This window comes from Holdemanella porci, from assembly GCF_019052655.1.
GTDB lineage: Bacteria > Bacillota_I > Bacilli_A > Erysipelotrichales > Erysipelotrichaceae > Holdemanella > Holdemanella hominis.
The window spans coordinates 1-16,266 of the sequence record NZ_JAHQVB010000049.1 but is presented as its reverse complement, the minus strand read 5'-3'; the positions used below and the strand labels follow the sequence as shown (position 1 = coordinate 16,266).

The window sequence follows — 16,266 nt, the reverse complement described above, 5'->3', positions numbered from 1 at the left end:
GAACTTCAGCCTTCCAAGCTGACTACGTGAGTTCGATTCTCATCACCTGCTCCATGTAAAAAACTACTCGCAAGCGCGAGTTTTTTTGTATCTAAAATGCCAAGGATTAATCCTTGGCACTTTTTATAAATTCATATATATCCTCGTAAATTATTTGATTCTCTTTTTCATTTAAGATTTCATGTTTTAAAGTCGGATATAATTTACTAGATACATTTTTATATCCAACACCCATTAAGAATTGTTTCAATTGTTCAAATTTATCCTTACCCTGAATGACCGGATCTTCTTGACCTGCAATCATAAATATATGTAAGTTTTCATTAGTGACATTCCATCCTTTTTTATCAAAGGCTTTGATCATCAATTGAAATAAGTTAATAAAACCATTCGTTGTAAATAAGAATCCACACAATTCATCTGCTTCATATTGCTCTACATTCTCAACACATTTACTCAACCAACGATTACCCGATTCATATCCTGCAAAAGCCATCTTATTCAATAAGCCATTTCCTTTCTTCTCCTTATAGAAAGGCTTTATTATTTTTGCCAATGCCAAACCTAGAGTTGCCGCCGAATTTTCAGTAGGTGGACCACACAAAATCAGTTGATCAATATATGCATCATATTTCTTTAAGTAACAACGAGCCACTAAAGTCCCCATACTGTGACTAAATAACGTTATCTCTAATCCAGGATACATTTCACGTACATATTCCGTAACCTGGAATAAATCCTCCACAATATAATCCGCATTTTCAGTGTAGAAATATCCATAATCATTTTTTGATTTCACGCTACTTCCATGACCTCTATGATCATGAATCACACAAACATAACCACGATCATTTAAATATCGCATAAAGTCAAAATAACGCTCTTTATGCTCGGCCATACCATGCGAAAACTGTACGACTCCTTTTGGATTCTTGCACTCCATAATCGCAATCTCTAAGTTTAACCCATCTTGTTTTGATGTTATTTTCTTAATTATCATATTATAGTACCTACATATCTTTCTTGTACTCATTGTATCAAATATATAATTATCAAAACTATACAAAAACAAAAAAAAGACCATTTTTTAAAATGGTCCAACTAGTTTTCACTAATTTCTACTTTTACTTTGTGATCCGCTTCCACATCAAAAGTGATTTTTGTGAAGTCATCTAAATGATTTGTGACAATATTATGAACCTGATCAAATACTGCGTCCTCTTTTTCTTCAGACTTGCAATCATATTCAATAGATGTAACTGTGTGTTTTTTTATTTTTACATCTTTTAATTCTTCTAACATTGATTTCATAACTATCTACCTCGATATAAGTCTATCACTTATTAAATTCAGTTGTCAAATTTATGCATGAAGCCAATCTACCCTATGATAATAAATAAAGAACGTGATACTTGATAAAGACCAAGTAATTGGATAAATCCAATATACACACCAAATATTATGCACTAAAGCCCCCATGATTGTAAGACCTGTAACACGCACAAAACACCAACAAACCATCATTACAATCATTGGAACCATTGACTTCCCAGCCCCTCTTAAAATAGCCGATACACAATGTGAATACGCTAATAAACAAAAGAAGAAAGCACTCGTTTGTCCACGCAAAGTACCAAAATGAATAACTTCGGGTGTTGCGTCAAAGGCTGCAACAAACTGAGGACCAAAAACAAAGATGATTACACCAATAATTTCTGCCAAAGTCATCGAGCAAATCATACCAAACTTAGCACCCTTTAAAACACGATCATATTGGCGAGCCCCTAAATTCTGTCCGACAAACGTTGTAAGCGCCATTGTAAAGCTAGTGATCGGCAAGAACGCAAATCCTTCAATCTTAGAATAAGCTCCACATCCAGCCATCGCCATATCGCCAAAAGAGTTGATATTCGATTGAACTACAACATTCGCTAGACCAATAATTGAATTCTGAAATCCACTTGGCAAACCATACTTCAAAATCTCACCTAAAAGCTCTTTATGAATTTTCACTTTAGAAGGAACAATACGATGCGTTCCCTTTGTCGTCAACAATAAATTGAGACAAAGACCCGCTGAAATATATTGCGAAATAATTGTAGCTAAAGCAGCCGATCCAACACCCATCTTAAGTACCGCAATAAAGAATAAGTCTAAGACAACATTCACTACACTTGATACAATCAAATAATATAACGAATGCTTACTATCTCCTACAGCCTGCAATATTCCTACAAAAAAGTTATACATTATCGATCCAAAAGAACCTAAAAAATATATTTTAAAATAAGTTACCGAAGCTGCCATCACACTATCTGGAGTTCCCATCCAACGAAGCAATGTAGGTGTAAAGAAAACACCAATAAGTGTCATAATAAAACTTACAATCAATCCAAACGCAACCGTTGTATGAATCGCATTTTGCATACGCTCTATTTCTCTTGCGCCAAAATAACGCGAAATGACTACACCTGCACCAATCGCAACCCCATTAAAGAAGCCAATCATCAAGAATATAATGTTTCCACTTGAACTCACCGCTGCAAGTGCCTGACTCCCCAAAAAGTTTCCAACAATTAAGGAATCCACAGTATTGTATAATTGCTGAAATAAATTTCCTAATAAAATAGGTAACGCAAAGAAAACCATCTGCTTAGGAATCGATCCAGATGTCATTAACTTTTGTCCTTGTGCCAACCCTAACACCTCCTACACCACTAAAAGAAAAGGAAGCTTAAACTTCCTTGTAAAAACTTTGTAGATGACTACAAGAAGCATCAAACTGCTCTTTTTCTCCTTTTGTCATTTCAATCTCAACAACCTCTTTGACACCTGTCGCATCTAAAATAGCCGGTACACTTGTGAATACACCATCTTGTCCATATTGACCATCTAAATACGTAGAAATAGGAAGTACTACGGATTCATTAAACATCAATGCACGAACAATACGTGTTGTACTTGCGGCAATACCATAACATGTATTTCCTTTACGATTGAAGATTTCCCAACCATCTTTCTTTACCGCTTCATGAATACTTTCAAACATCCCCTCATTCATGCGTGTTGGATTATCTTTAATGATTTGGTAAATGTCTTTACCACCCACACGAACTGTACTCCATGGAATCATTTCACTATCCCCATGTTCACCTAAAACATAAGCATGAATACTCTTTGGATCTACATCAATACAATCAGCAATATGACATTGTAAACGAGCTGAATCTAATAACGTTCCTGAACCAATGATTTGATTTGCTGGTAAACCAGAAACCTTATAAGCCACATAAGTCATAATATCGACTGGATTTGAAACAACTACAATAAACCCATCAAATCCATTTTCTATAGCACTCGAAACAATACTTGTAACAATCTTAGAGCTTGATTTTAAAGCCACTAAACGATCGTTTTCCTTGCCCATTGGAGCACTTGCGGTAATAACCAAAACATCTGCATCTTTGCAGTCTGTATAATCACCTAATTTAATTTCCATATTACGATTCATAAAGGCAATACTATGAATCATATCTAATGTTTCACCTTTAGCCCTTTCTGTATTCATATCAATTAATACAATTTCATCGCAAATCCCTTGATTGATCATGCAAAAAGCTGTACTTGCACCTACATTTCCTGCACCAACAATAACTACTTTTCTCTTTTTAATCATAATGGCTCCTCCTACAAAAATTTAGAGATATATCCCTGTATAAATATTACCAAAATAATGACAGGAATGATATATGAAACATAGAAACCAACTTGTTTAGGAAAAGAAATTCCCTCTCCGCAATTAGCTTCCTTTAAGAAGTTTTTAAATCCCCATCCATATTTAGATGTACAAAACAATACATAGCAAAGTGATCCTAAAGGTAATAGATTATTCGATACAATAAAATCTTCTAAATCTTGAATGGTTGAACCAGCACCTAAAGGTTGAACAAAAGATAATACATTAAATCCTAATGCACATGGTAAAGATAACACAAAAACAAGCACAAAACTTACTTTGATTGTTTTTGAATGAGACCATCCTGTCCATTCCATTGTCATCGTGATGATATTTTCAAATACCGCAATAATTGTAGTTAATGCGGCAAAACTCAAAAACAAAAAGAACAAAGCACCCCAAATATTTCCAAACTGCATATTCACAAAGATATTAGGTAATGTTTGGAAAATCAATCCAGGCCCTTGCCCAGGATCCACATTATACGCAAAACAAGAAGGAATCACAATAAAGCCTGCAACCAATGCAACAAATGTATCTAAACACACAACTGTAATGGCCTCAGATGTTAACTTCTTACCTTTATCAATGTAACTTCCAAATATCGCAATAGCACCAATTCCTAAACTCAAAGTAAAGAAAGCTTGACCCATGGCCGCGAATACGACATCCGATACATTTTGCATCTTTGAAAAATCAGGCAACAAGTAAAACTTTACGCCCTCCATAGCCCCTGGCAAAATGAGTGAACGAACAGCTAGCACAAGCATCAACGCCAATAAACTCAACATCATATACTTTGATACTTTTTCCACACCATTCTGCAAGCCTTTTGAACAAATGAAAAAACCAATACAAACAACTAGAAACATCATACCTACTTGAATCAAGGGATTTGACAACATTAAGCCAAATTCGTTATTAATTTGCCCAACATTTAATCCATTAAAATCCCCTATCAACATTTTGTAGAAATAATAAAACAACCATCCACAAACCGAAGTATAAAACATCATCAGTATATAATTTCCTGCCATTGCCACATACTTCATAAAATGCCATTTTGTTCCTTTTGGCTCTAATACATCAAAAGAAAGTGCTGCACTTTTTTGACTGGCACGTCCTACCGAATACTCCATAACCATAACTGGCAATCCTAATATGACTAGAAAAAATAAATATATCAAGACAAATGCAGCACCTCCATATTGTCCTACAATATATGGAAAGCGCCAAACATTGCCAATTCCTATTGCGCATCCTGCGCTAATTAAAATAAATCCTAAACGATTTGAAAACCTATCTCTCATTTTTCCAACTCCCTATAAAAACAATCTAAACATCCTATATATTTACCTTTCCAAGGCTTCATTCTTCCGCAATAATGTATGATAACACTATTCTGTTTCACCCAATCAAGATCTATCCTACTTCTTGGATTTCTTAGATTATAGAAATTCATCATTCTCTCACTCAAATTATATTTACGAGAATCTACTAGTTTTGTCTTATCTCCATATAATGCCGTCAATACATCTTGATCAAAAAGTACAAGATTTTTCTTATGTGCATTCACATAATTTAAAATATCTTGCTTATTTAATTGTTTACGCAATAATTCTAAATTCATCAACAAAACCCCAGTATTGATATATGGTACATCCTCTTTTAGCCCTAATCTTTTCGCATTTAAATGCGTCATACGCTCATTTACATGACTCGAAGCGATATAAAAATTACCTTCAAAATCCATGTTATACAATTCCCTTAAACTTTGAATCACAACAATATCCACATCCAAGTAAAGAATTCGATCCAATGTCTTAGGCAACAAATCCGAAGCGAATAATCGATAATAAATTTCTAGAGGATATCGAGATGAAATAGGAAACCCCTTAAATTCTTCTTCCTTTACTTCTATAAAATGAAAAGTACATTCAAAAAAAGAACGTCTTAAATCATACATGTGTTTTTGATTTAAGTCATGATGCAAAATATAGAAATCAATATTTTTGTCAAACCGAATGATGGAACGTATACATGTCTTTGTCAAATCTATGAATTTTGCGTTAATTGAAAATAGAATATTCATAAAATGATTTTATCACAAAATAAATTGAAAATCTTTTCATATTTTGTGATACAATACTTACATTAAGGAGATGAAAGTATGAAACTTATTATACCTAAAAACTACGATCCAGTATTAACTGTTAGAGAGACACAAGAAGCTATTAAATATATCCGTGATACATTTCAATATGAATTTGGTAAAGAATTAAATTTATCAAGAATTTCAGCACCCTTATATGTTACACAAAGTTCTGGTTTAAACGACAACTTAAATGGTACAGAAAAACCCGTATCTTTTACCATGAACGAACTTCCTGGTGAACAAATGGAAGTTGTGCACTCTTTAGCAAAATGGAAACGTATGGCTTTAAAGCAATATGGCTTTAAATTACATGAAGGCTTATATACAAATATGAATGCCATTCGTAAAGATGAAGAATTAGATAACATTCATTCTACTTATGTCGATCAATGGGATTGGGAAAAAATCATTTCTAAAAATGAACGCACAAAAGAAACATTAGTACAACATGTACGTACTATCTTTAAAGTCATCAAGCATATGGAACATGAAGTTTGGTACAAATACCCTCAGGCAGTTAATCATTTACCTGATGAAATTTTCTTTATCACAACTCAGGAACTATTAGATATGTATCCAAATATGAACGCAAAGGAAAGAGAAAATGCCATCACAAAAGAACATGGTTGCGTATTTGTGATGCAAATTGGTGATAAATTATCAAACAATGAAAAACACGATGGTCGAGCCCCAGACTATGATGACTGGACACTAAATGGAGATATCCTATTCTGGTATGAACCACTACAAAGTGCTCTAGAAATCTCTTCTATGGGAATTCGAGTGGATGAAGATACATTATTAGAACAATTGAAAAAAGAAAACTGTTTGGAAAGATGCGAATTACCTTTCCATAAAGCCATTCTAAATAAAGAATTACCATACACTTTAGGGGGAGGAATCGGTCAATCCAGACTATGTATGCTTCTACTTAAAAAAGCACATATCGGAGAAGTCCAGGCAAGCTTATGGCCTGAAGACATGGTCGATACATGTTTAAAAAATAATATTCAAATTTTGTAGGACAATTGTCCTACTTTTTTATTATAGTGGCATTGGAATTGGATATATAATTCTCATACTTTAAATCTGGCAATTCACATCCATAAACTGAAATGTTTCCGTCACAAACAATGATAGATCCGTCTGTATTTTCTTGGTATCCATCATATATAAAGGCACCTGAAAACAATAAGCCATCCATTATGTTATGTTTAATATCAATATTATCACATATTACACTAACAGTACATTGATCTTTCTTTGTGCTGCTTTTTAAATATGTGTAATACGCTCTACCTAAATTAAAATATTTTTCCATTTTTACTCCTAAAGAAAAGGAATAGGTATCTACCTACTCCTTATATTCTTATTCTTCAGATTGGATATCCATTGAATTATTGTCTGCAGTATCTGCATCTTGTAAAATTGATTCTTCTACTGAAGCTTCTACACTATCCATCATATCTCTATCATCAGAGCCAGATACTAGTTTGTCGAACTCTTCATCATGAACTTCTTTCATACGTGCAATACGTTTATCACGAAGTTCTTTAGCCTTTTCTGCAACAATTAGATTTTGTGGACGATCTCCCTGGCATCCAGTACCTGCAGGAATCAGCTTACCAATAATAACATTTTCTTTCAAACCGATTAAGTGGTCAACTTTACCCTTAATAGTCGCATCTGTAAGAACCTTTGTAGTTTCCTGGAATGAAGCAGCTGATAAGAAGGAATCTGTTTCAACAGAAGACTTAGAAATACCTAATAATATTGGTTTGAATGTAGCAGGAGTTTTACCGCTTAACAATGCGTTACGATTGATTTTTGTGATGTTATTCAATGATAATTGAACACCAACATTTAAATCAGTATCTCCACTATCTACAATGATTACTTTCTTCATCATCTGTTTGATCATTACTTCCAAGTGCTTATCACTAATTTCGATACCTTGGCTTTGGTATACTTTCTTAACCTCCTTCAAGATATAGTCTTGAACTTCACGTACACCAGCAACACGTAATAATTCTTTTGGATCTAATGGACCTTCAGTCAACGCAACACCGGCTTCAATCTTTGCACCGACTTGAACCCATGGACGCATAGACTGGTTCGCGTTGATTTTATGAGAAACACTTTCGTGTTCGTTTGTGATAATAACTTCTTGGCGCATTGTTCCTTCAATACGTTCAATTGAAGTAATTTCACCTGAAATCTGAGCAATTACCGCAACACCTTTTGGACAACGAGCTTCGAATAATTCTTCAACACGAGGCAAACCTTGAGTGATATCTTCTGCACCGGCACCGGCAACACCACCTGTATGGAATGTACGCATTGTTAACTGTGTACCTGGTTCACCAATTGATTGAGCCGCCATGATACCAATAGCTTCACCAACTTCAACGTCTTTACCAGTAGCCATGTTACGTCCATAACATTTACGACAAATACCTAAACGGGACTTACAAGTAAATACAGAACGGATATACATACCTGTAACACCTGCATCTACAATTTTCTTAGCAAGTTCATCAGTGATGAATTCATCACTCGCAATAATTATTTCACCTGTCTTTGGATCTGTTACATCTTGTTTAGAATAACGACCAACTAAACGATCTTGTAATGGTTCGATAACAGAGTTTGTTTTACGATCCATTAATGTTTCGATCCAGTACCCCTTATCTGTACCACAATCATCTTCTTTGATAATTACATCTTGGGCAACATCAACCAAACGACGAGTTAAGTAACCAGATTCGGCTGTCTTTAAGGCAGTATCTGTAAGACCTTTACGCACACCGTGAGTCGAGATAAAGAACTCACTTACGTTCAATCCTTCACGGAAACAAGAGTAGATAGGAACTTCTATGATGGTTGGTACATATTCACCAGCACCAGCTTTAGCGTGGCCAGGTTTTGCCATTAAGCCACGCATACCAGCTAACTGAGTAAAGTTTGACGCGTTACCACGAGCACCAGAAGTCGCCATCATGTTGATTGGGTTTTTACGAGGCAAGTTTTTCATCAATGATGTTACGATCTTGTCTTTTTGATCATCCCACATCTTAGATAAGTGACGTTCCCATTCTTCCATTGTCAACATACCTTTACGTTGTAAGTGTTTCAACTGATCGGCTTTAACACGACCCTCATCGATATATTCATCTTTGTGAGGAGCCACTTCGATATCTGACAAGGCAACTGTAATACCAGCTACTGTTGAATATTCAAATCCTAAAGATTTGATTTGGTCAAGAATTTCAGCAGTTTGATCCGCATCATAACGTTTGAAGACTTCGGCAATAACTTTACCTAAATCTTTTTTCTTAACCGCTTCAACTAAAGGCATAGCTTCGATGTATTCTTTAATGTTTTGTCCTGGAGCAATAAAGTATTTATCAGGAGTACTAATAAAGTTTTCTTTTGATACCTCATTAATATATGGGAAATCTTCAGGGAACATTGAGTTGAACACAATCTTACCAACTGTTGTAATTAAATAATCATTTTTATGTTTTTCATCAAACGATGTTTTATGCATATTGCATACAGGCAATGCGATACGAGTGTGAAGGTGAACTTGTTTCGACTGGTATGCCATCATAACTTCATCTTCATCTGTGTATACATGCCCTTCACTTTCACCAAAACGGTGCCAGTGAGCTGCTTCTAATGGGCAGCCAACTTCTTCGTAGTGTTTAGCTTCTGCAAAGAATTCTTCTTTTGTTTCTTCCATTGTTAAATAGAAGTTACCCATAACCATATCCTGTCCTGGCGTAACGATAGGTTTACCATCTTTAGGACCTAAGATATTGTGAGAACCAAGCATCATAACTAATGCTTCAGCACGAGCTTCTTCTCCTAATGGAACGTGGATGGCCATCTGGTCACCATCGAAGTCGGCGTTGAACGCAGTACATACTAATGGGTGAAGACGCATTGCACGTCCTTCTACTAATTTAGGCAAGAAGGCCTGAATACCCAAACGGTGTAATGTAGGTGCACGGTTCATTAATACAGGATATCCGTCGATTACAGTTTCAACAACGTCCCAGATACGAGGATCACGACGTTCGATTAATTTTTCTGCATTTTTAGGATTTTGTGCTAATCCTTGGTTTACGATTTCATTAATGATAAATGGTTTAAACAAGTTTACTGCCATTTCACGTGGAATACCACATTGGTACATTTTCAAATCTGGTCCAACGGCAATTACAGAACGACCAGAGAAGTCAACACGCTTACCTAATAAGTTCTGACGGAAACGACCTTGTTTACCTTTTAATGAATGAGACAATGATTTTAATGCACGTCCACCAGCACCTGTAATTGGTTTTGAACGACGACCATTGTCAATTAAAGCATCTACAGATTCCTGTAACATACGCTTTTCGTTTTGAACGATAATATTTGGAGTACCCAAATCTAACAATTTACGTAAACGATTGTTACGAGTGATAACACGACGATATAAGTCGTTCAAATCACTTGTCGCAAAACGACCACCATCCAATTGAAGCATTGGACGTAAATCAGGTGGTATTACCGGAATGTTAGTCAGAATCATCCATTCTGGTAAGTTTTCACTATTACGGAATGCATTGATTGTATCCAAACGTTTGATTAATTTCTTACGTTTTTCACCTTGTGCTTTTTCAAGCGCATCCTGTACTTCTTGATATTCAGATTCTAAATCAACATCTTGTAATAAACGTAGTACGGCTTCAGCACCTGTTTGAGCTGTAAATCCTGTTGAACCATAAATAGCTTGGTTTTCACGGAATTCACGTTCAGAAAGAATTTGTTTGTAAGCTAAACCAGATTCTTTTGGATCCGTAACAATATAGCTTACGAAATACACAACTTCTTCCAATTGTTTTGGTGTTACATCCAACAGCAATGCCATACGGCTAGGAATACCACGTAAGTACCAAATATGAGCTACTGGTGCAGCTAAGTGGATGTGGCCCATACGCTCACGTCTTACGCTTGCTTTTGTGATTTCTACACCACAACGGTCACATACAACACCTTTAAAACGTACTTTTTTATATTTACCACAAGCACATTCCCAGTCCTTAGTTGGACCGAAAATGCGTTCGCAGAATAAACCATCACGTTCTGCTTTTTGTGAACGATAGTTAATTGTCTCAGGCTTTGTTACTTCACCATGACTCCATTTTAAAATCGTTTCTGGACTCGCTAAGCGAACCTGAATCGAGGCAAAATTGTTAATACTCATATTTTATACTACGCCTCCTCTTCTTCGTTATTTTCTTCTTCAATATCGTCTACTAGCTCTTCCTTTTGTGTTTGTTCTGGTAAAGGTTGAGCTGGATGAACGTCCTGGTCATCATCATCTAATGTGATGTCAACCTCGTTATTGTTTTCATCTAACAAACGAATATCGATTGCTAAACCTTGTAATTCGTGCATCAATACACGGAATGATTCTGGAACACCTGGTTCTGGAATATCTTTACCTTTAATGATGGCTTCATAAGTCTTGATACGACCTTGAATATCATCCGATTTGATTGTCAAGATTTCTTGTAATGTGTGGGCAGCACCATATGCTTCCAATGCCCAAACTTCCATTTCTCCAAATCTTTGACCACCATTTTGAGCTTTACCTCCCAATGGCTGCTGAGTAACTAAAGAATATGGACCTGTAGCACGAGCATGTAGTTTATCGTCAACCATGTGAGCCAACTTAATCATGTACATTACACCGACACTAATACGTTCATCGAATGGTTGTCCAGTTTGACCATCATATAATACCTGTTTTCCATCGACAGTCATGCTTGCTTCGCGCATTACATCTTGTAAGTCTTCATTTGATAAACCATCAAATACAGAAGTAGAGAATTTAACACCTAATTTACGAGCAGCGTAACCTAAGTGGATTTCTAAGATCTGTCCGATGTTCATACGTGAAGGTACACCGAATGGGTTCAACAAGATATCAACTGGATGTCCATCAGCCATAAATGGCATATCTTCGATAGGTAAAATCTTAGAGATGACACCTTTGTTACCGTGACGACCAGACATCTTATCACCTTCAGAAATCTTACGTTTCTGAACGATATATACTTTAACACGCATATTTACTCCAGGAGGAAGATCCGATCCATCTCCACGTTTAAATACACGAATAGAATGAACAATACCAGCACCACCATGAGGTACTTTCAATGAATTGTCACGAACTTCACGTGATTTTTCACCAAAGATTGCCAATAATAATTTTTCTTCAGGACTAACTTCACTTTGTCCTTTTGGAGTAACCTTACCAACTAAGATATCTCCTTCTTTAACTTCGGCACCCACCATGATGATACCATTTGAATCTAACTTACGAACTGCTGCTTCACCAACGTTAGGAATATCACGAGTGATTTCTTCTGGACCTAACTTAGTTTCACGACAGTCAATATCATATTCTTCTACGTGGATTGAAGTATATACATCATCACTAACCATACGTTCTGACATGATAATGGCATCCTCGTAGTTATATCCATGCCATGTTGTATATGCAATAACAACGTTTTGACCTAAAGCCAATTCTCCATTTTGCATACTTGGACCATCAGCTAAGATATCGCCTTTTTCAACCTTTTCACCAACTTCTACAATTGGACGTTGATTGATACAAGTGCTTGCGTTTGAACGAGCAAACTTACGTAATTGATAAGTGTGGTTTTCACCTTCATTATCTTTAACTACAATACGCAAACCATCTACATATTCAACTACACCATCTTGTTTTGCGACAATACCAACACCTGAATCCTTAGCAATTTTATATTCAATACCAGTACCTACATAAGGTGAATGAGGAACTAATAATGGAACGGCCTGACGCTGCATGTTGGCACCCATTAAGGCACGAGACGCGTCATCGTTTTCCAAGAATGGGACACAGGCAGTCGCTACAGATACAATCTGTTTTGGACTGACGTCGGCAAGTTCTACTTCGTTACGATCAGCGATGATAGTTTCACCAGCCTTACGAGCTACAACACGTTCATTTACTAAATGACCATCGCGAACCTCATTGGCCTGAGCGATTACATAATCTGCTTCTTCATCTGCGCTTAAGTAAACTGTATCTTCACTAACAGTACCATCCGCATTTACCTTACGGTAAGGCGTTTGAATAAATCCATATTCATTGATACGAGCATATGTAGTTAGGTTATTGATCAAACCGATGTTTGGCCCTTCTGGCGTTTCGATTGGACAAATACGACCATAGTGAGAGTTGTGAACGTCACGTACTTCGAAACTTGCACGGTCACGACTGATACCACCTGGACCTAAGGCTGAAATACGACGTTTATTTGTCAACTCAGCTAGAGGGTTTTGTTGATCCATGAACTGTGATAACTGTGAACTAGAGAAGAATTCTTTAATTGCAGCTGTCAAAGGACGAATGTTTGTCAATTTTCTAGGAGTTAAGCTATCCATTTCTTGAATTGACATACGTTCTTTAACGACACGTTCCATACGAGATAAACCAATACGGAACTGGTTCTGAATCAATTCACCAACAGAGCGAATACGACGGTTACCTAACATATCGATATCATCTGTTGTTCCTACACCTTCCATAACGTTTAAGCTATATGAGAAGAATGCATACATATCTGAAACTGTAATTGTGTGTTTATTTGCGAATGGGTCATTTCCAGCAATACGGACTTCATCCCCATTATTGTCAATAATATATAATTCTTGAACACATGCACCAATCAACCATGCTGTGATATCTTCACTTAAAGCACGTTGTTTAACTTGTGTTTCAACATCACTATCGATAGCATCTGGACTTACACCAACCATATAACGGTTCGCAACTAATTCCATATCTGCATCAACAATATCTTCACCTTGAGCATTTGTTAAACGTCCAAGAGCATATAAACGTTGACCATAGTTAAATACAGAATCCATATTTTCGGCTGTTAATTTAACTGGTTGTGCAAACAATCCTGCAAAAATATCAACATTTTCAACAGCCTTTTGGATTGCTAAAACATCTTGTTCAGTTAATACTGTACCAACATCTAAATAAGCATCTTCTGTTTCAACATCACTAGCTAATACACGACCAATTAATCCTGTAGTCCAGCTTGTTGGAATTGAAACGATATCTTCTTCATGGAATTCTGAGCGGAATGGATAAGCGACACAATAAGTACCCTTAGCCAATTCTTCACGTAATGCATTTCTTTCATCACGGTGAACCATAGTACCTTTTTCCATGAATACGTTGCCATTTACATCAACAATATCATGAGCAAGTGTCATACCTGCCATACGATCAATCGCATTTAATTTCTTACGTAATTTATAACGACCAGCTTTTGTCAAGTCATAACGACGGTGATCAAAGAATTTAGCTTGCATCAAAGTGATTGATCCATCTAATGTAGGGATTTCATCACTTCTTTGATTTTCATAGAAAGAAAGTAACGCTTCCTGCGTTGTTTTTACTTTATCGTTCAATAAAGTGTTTTCGATTTCTTCATATTTACCGAAGAAAGCAGTATACAACAACAAATACATATTCATGTATTCGCGATCTTCTGCATCTGTAGCTACATCAGACCAGTTACGTCCCATTGCACGAAGGAATGTTTCCATCATTGATGTATCGTGAGTATCTTCGTTCACTCCGATATTCAAAGACATACCAATCGCCTTGAATAAAATACTGAATAATACTTTACGGCGACGGTCAATAGAAACATTAATTAAACGTCCGTTTGTAGTTTTCTTTTGTTCAGTCATAAACTCTAACCAAGTACCACGACTTGGAATTAATTCACAGCTATAGTTTTGTTTACCAGTTTTTTCATCATAACTGTCCGCAAAATATGCTCCTGGAGAACGTACGATCTGACTAACGATTACACGTTCTGCACCATTGATGATGAATGTACCAGTTTCTGTCATTAAAGGGAAATCCCCTAAATATACTTCTTCACTCTTAGTTACAACTTCCCCAGTTTCTGAGTCTGTAACTTCTAATTCCATATCTGCATATAGAGGTGCTGCAAAGTTGCATTCTCTATACATAGATTCTTCTGCGTTATATTTTGGTTCTTCAAAATGATAACGAAGGAAATTTAAGCGAATGTTTTTTCCATAGTTTTCAATTGGATAGATTTCTTCAAATACTTCTTGGATACCTTGTTGCGTAAACCATTTAAATGAATCTGTCTGGATTTCGACAAGATTAGGTAACTCTAATTTACCACTAACCTTTGAGTAATCTCGGCGGGAAGATTTTTTTCCACACGAGACAATACGATATGCTTTGTTGTTGTCCATGCATGCCATCCTTTCGTTCGAATTTGTACTATACTAGGTGGTTTTCACCTGAAAACTCACACTATTATGCAATTTATTATACTACTAGTAAAACCACCAAATGTCAATAAAAACTTGACAAAATTTAAAAAATGAGTTATAAATATTGCCTATCCTTTTTCAGCACCTGCACAAAGTAGGTGCTTTTTCATTTATCCATTTTGACATTCCTTCTAATTGTGCATACAATATAAACGTTTAAAGGAGTTCCGAATGAAAAAAATTTTAACCCTAATTATAACTTGTTTTTTATCGCTTAGCCTTGTAGGATGTTCAAACTCAAAAAATAATGATGACATCCTTACATTCTTTGATGCATTAGGTAATACATTAAATCTAAAAAGCGCCCAAATCAGTGGAACATTGGATATGAAAGATTCAAAAATGAATATTGATGCACAAATTCTTCAAAAAGAAGATCTACAAGTTGCTACTTCAATAGGTTTAGTTGCAGGCGATCATGTGAAAAATAATTTTTTAAACTTTTACATTAAAGATGGAAAAACATATTTAAATTCTATGGGTACAAAAACCCAAAGTACAGTCGATAAGATCGGACTTAAAAAGAATTCAAAATTAAATACATACAACCCATTTCTAGATTTAACTGACGATCAATTATGCAAATTATTTGATTCCTCTAAAAAAGAAAATGATACCTACACATTTAAAGTCAATACAAGCAAATTAGCAACACTACTCGATAACATGGGATCCGTTAAACTAGATCATGCTACACTTGTTGCAACCATCAAAAACGAAAAAATCTCACACATGATTTTAAGCTTTACCGGAACACAAACCGTTGATGATGCGAATGCTGATATTGATGTTTCAATTGAACTAAGTATCAAAAAACTAAATAAGATCAATTTTCCAAACGATTTAGACAATTATAAAAACGAAACTGCAGAAGATTAAGGCGCTCTAAAATAGTGTAGGGTTATGTGAAAATACCGGCTTTAAATTATTGTAG

11 protein-coding genes are annotated in these 16,266 nt (G+C 35.7%); 2 read left to right on the top strand and 9 right to left on the bottom strand.

Annotated features, from left to right (window positions below):
• Positions 1-106: 106 nt before the first annotated feature.
• From KTQ83_RS08900 to KTQ83_RS08875, 6 genes are all read right to left on the bottom strand, one after another.
• Positions 107-1,000: an alpha/beta fold hydrolase gene (locus tag KTQ83_RS08900; protein ID WP_186999378.1), complete on the bottom strand. Its 894-nt coding sequence runs from the start codon at positions 998-1,000 to the stop codon at positions 107-109.
• Positions 1,001-1,101: 101 nt separating this feature from the next.
• Complete coding sequence (locus KTQ83_RS08895; protein ID WP_117925723.1) at positions 1,102-1,311, bottom strand: hypothetical protein; 210 nt, start codon at positions 1,309-1,311, stop codon at positions 1,102-1,104.
• 51 nt (positions 1,312-1,362) lie between these two features.
• The gene (locus tag KTQ83_RS08890; protein WP_418518066.1) at positions 1,363-2,706 is read right to left on the bottom strand and encodes an MATE family efflux transporter; all 1,344 of its coding nucleotides are present in this window, start codon (positions 2,704-2,706) and stop codon (positions 1,363-1,365) included.
• 28 nt (positions 2,707-2,734) lie between these two features.
• A complete protein-coding gene (locus KTQ83_RS08885; RefSeq protein WP_117925724.1) occupies positions 2,735-3,676 on the bottom strand; it encodes an L-lactate dehydrogenase in 942 nt (313 codons plus the stop codon).
• Between the two features lie 11 nt (positions 3,677-3,687).
• Positions 3,688-5,046, bottom strand: coding sequence for a sodium-dependent transporter (locus KTQ83_RS08880; protein ID WP_217256569.1), 1,359 nt, complete (start codon positions 5,044-5,046; stop codon positions 3,688-3,690).
• A complete protein-coding gene (locus KTQ83_RS08875; RefSeq protein WP_117925726.1) occupies positions 5,043-5,828 on the bottom strand; it encodes a glycosyltransferase family 8 protein in 786 nt (261 codons plus the stop codon). The genes KTQ83_RS08880 and KTQ83_RS08875 overlap by 4 nt, the downstream gene beginning before the upstream one ends.
• Positions 5,829-5,906: 78 nt before the next feature.
• On the opposite strand from KTQ83_RS08875, the gene asnA reads away from it, so the two are divergent.
• Positions 5,907-6,914 (top strand): aspartate--ammonia ligase, encoded by a 1,008-nt coding sequence (gene asnA / locus KTQ83_RS08870; RefSeq protein ID WP_186999377.1) that lies wholly within the window; start codon positions 5,907-5,909, stop codon positions 6,912-6,914.
• Between the two features lie 10 nt (positions 6,915-6,924).
• On the opposite strand, the gene KTQ83_RS08865 is transcribed toward asnA, so the two are convergent.
• Genes KTQ83_RS08865 through rpoB form a run of 3 tightly spaced genes read right to left on the bottom strand, consistent with a single transcriptional unit; the run spans position 6,925 to position 15,251 of the window.
• Complete coding sequence (locus KTQ83_RS08865) at positions 6,925-7,212, bottom strand: hypothetical protein (RefSeq protein WP_186999376.1); 288 nt, start codon at positions 7,210-7,212, stop codon at positions 6,925-6,927.
• Between the two features lie 48 nt (positions 7,213-7,260).
• Positions 7,261-11,145 carry a DNA-directed RNA polymerase subunit beta' gene (gene rpoC / locus KTQ83_RS08860; RefSeq protein ID WP_186999375.1) on the bottom strand — a complete coding sequence of 1,295 codons (3,885 nt, stop codon included), beginning with the start codon at positions 11,143-11,145 and terminating at the stop codon, positions 7,261-7,263.
• A gap of 8 nt (positions 11,146-11,153) precedes the next feature.
• On the bottom strand, positions 11,154-15,251 hold the full coding sequence (rpoB, locus tag KTQ83_RS08855) for a DNA-directed RNA polymerase subunit beta (RefSeq protein WP_186999374.1): 4,098 nt from the start codon (positions 15,249-15,251) through the stop codon (positions 11,154-11,156).
• A gap of 252 nt (positions 15,252-15,503) precedes the next feature.
• On the opposite strand from rpoB, the gene KTQ83_RS08850 reads away from it, so the two are divergent.
• Positions 15,504-16,211 (top strand): hypothetical protein, encoded by a 708-nt coding sequence (locus KTQ83_RS08850; RefSeq protein WP_186999373.1) that lies wholly within the window; start codon positions 15,504-15,506, stop codon positions 16,209-16,211.
• Positions 16,212-16,266 lie beyond the last annotated feature (55 nt).

What these genes read in the sequence shown, in the direction of transcription:
- KTQ83_RS08900 (WP_186999378.1), bottom strand. Translation starts at nt 1,000, where the DNA reads ATGATAATTAAGAAAATAACATCAAAACAAGATGGGTTAAACTTAGAG.
- KTQ83_RS08895 (WP_117925723.1), bottom strand. Translation starts at nt 1,311, where the DNA reads ATGAAATCAATGTTAGAAGAATTAAAAGATGTAAAAATAAAAAAACAC.
- KTQ83_RS08885 (WP_117925724.1), bottom strand. Translation starts at nt 3,676, where the DNA reads ATGATTAAAAAGAGAAAAGTAGTTATTGTTGGTGCAGGAAATGTAGGT.
- KTQ83_RS08880 (WP_217256569.1), bottom strand. Translation starts at nt 5,046, where the DNA reads ATGAGAGATAGGTTTTCAAATCGTTTAGGATTTATTTTAATTAGCGCA.
- KTQ83_RS08875 (WP_117925726.1), bottom strand. Translation starts at nt 5,828, where the DNA reads ATGAATATTCTATTTTCAATTAACGCAAAATTCATAGATTTGACAAAG.
- asnA (WP_186999377.1), top strand. Translation starts at nt 5,907, where the DNA reads ATGAAACTTATTATACCTAAAAACTACGATCCAGTATTAACTGTTAGA.
- KTQ83_RS08865 (WP_186999376.1), bottom strand. Translation starts at nt 7,212, where the DNA reads ATGGAAAAATATTTTAATTTAGGTAGAGCGTATTACACATATTTAAAA.
- rpoC (WP_186999375.1), bottom strand. Translation starts at nt 11,145, where the DNA reads ATGAGTATTAACAATTTTGCCTCGATTCAGGTTCGCTTAGCGAGTCCA.
- rpoB (WP_186999374.1), bottom strand. Translation starts at nt 15,251, where the DNA reads ATGGACAACAACAAAGCATATCGTATTGTCTCGTGTGGAAAAAAATCT.
- KTQ83_RS08850 (WP_186999373.1), top strand. Translation starts at nt 15,504, where the DNA reads ATGAAAAAAATTTTAACCCTAATTATAACTTGTTTTTTATCGCTTAGC.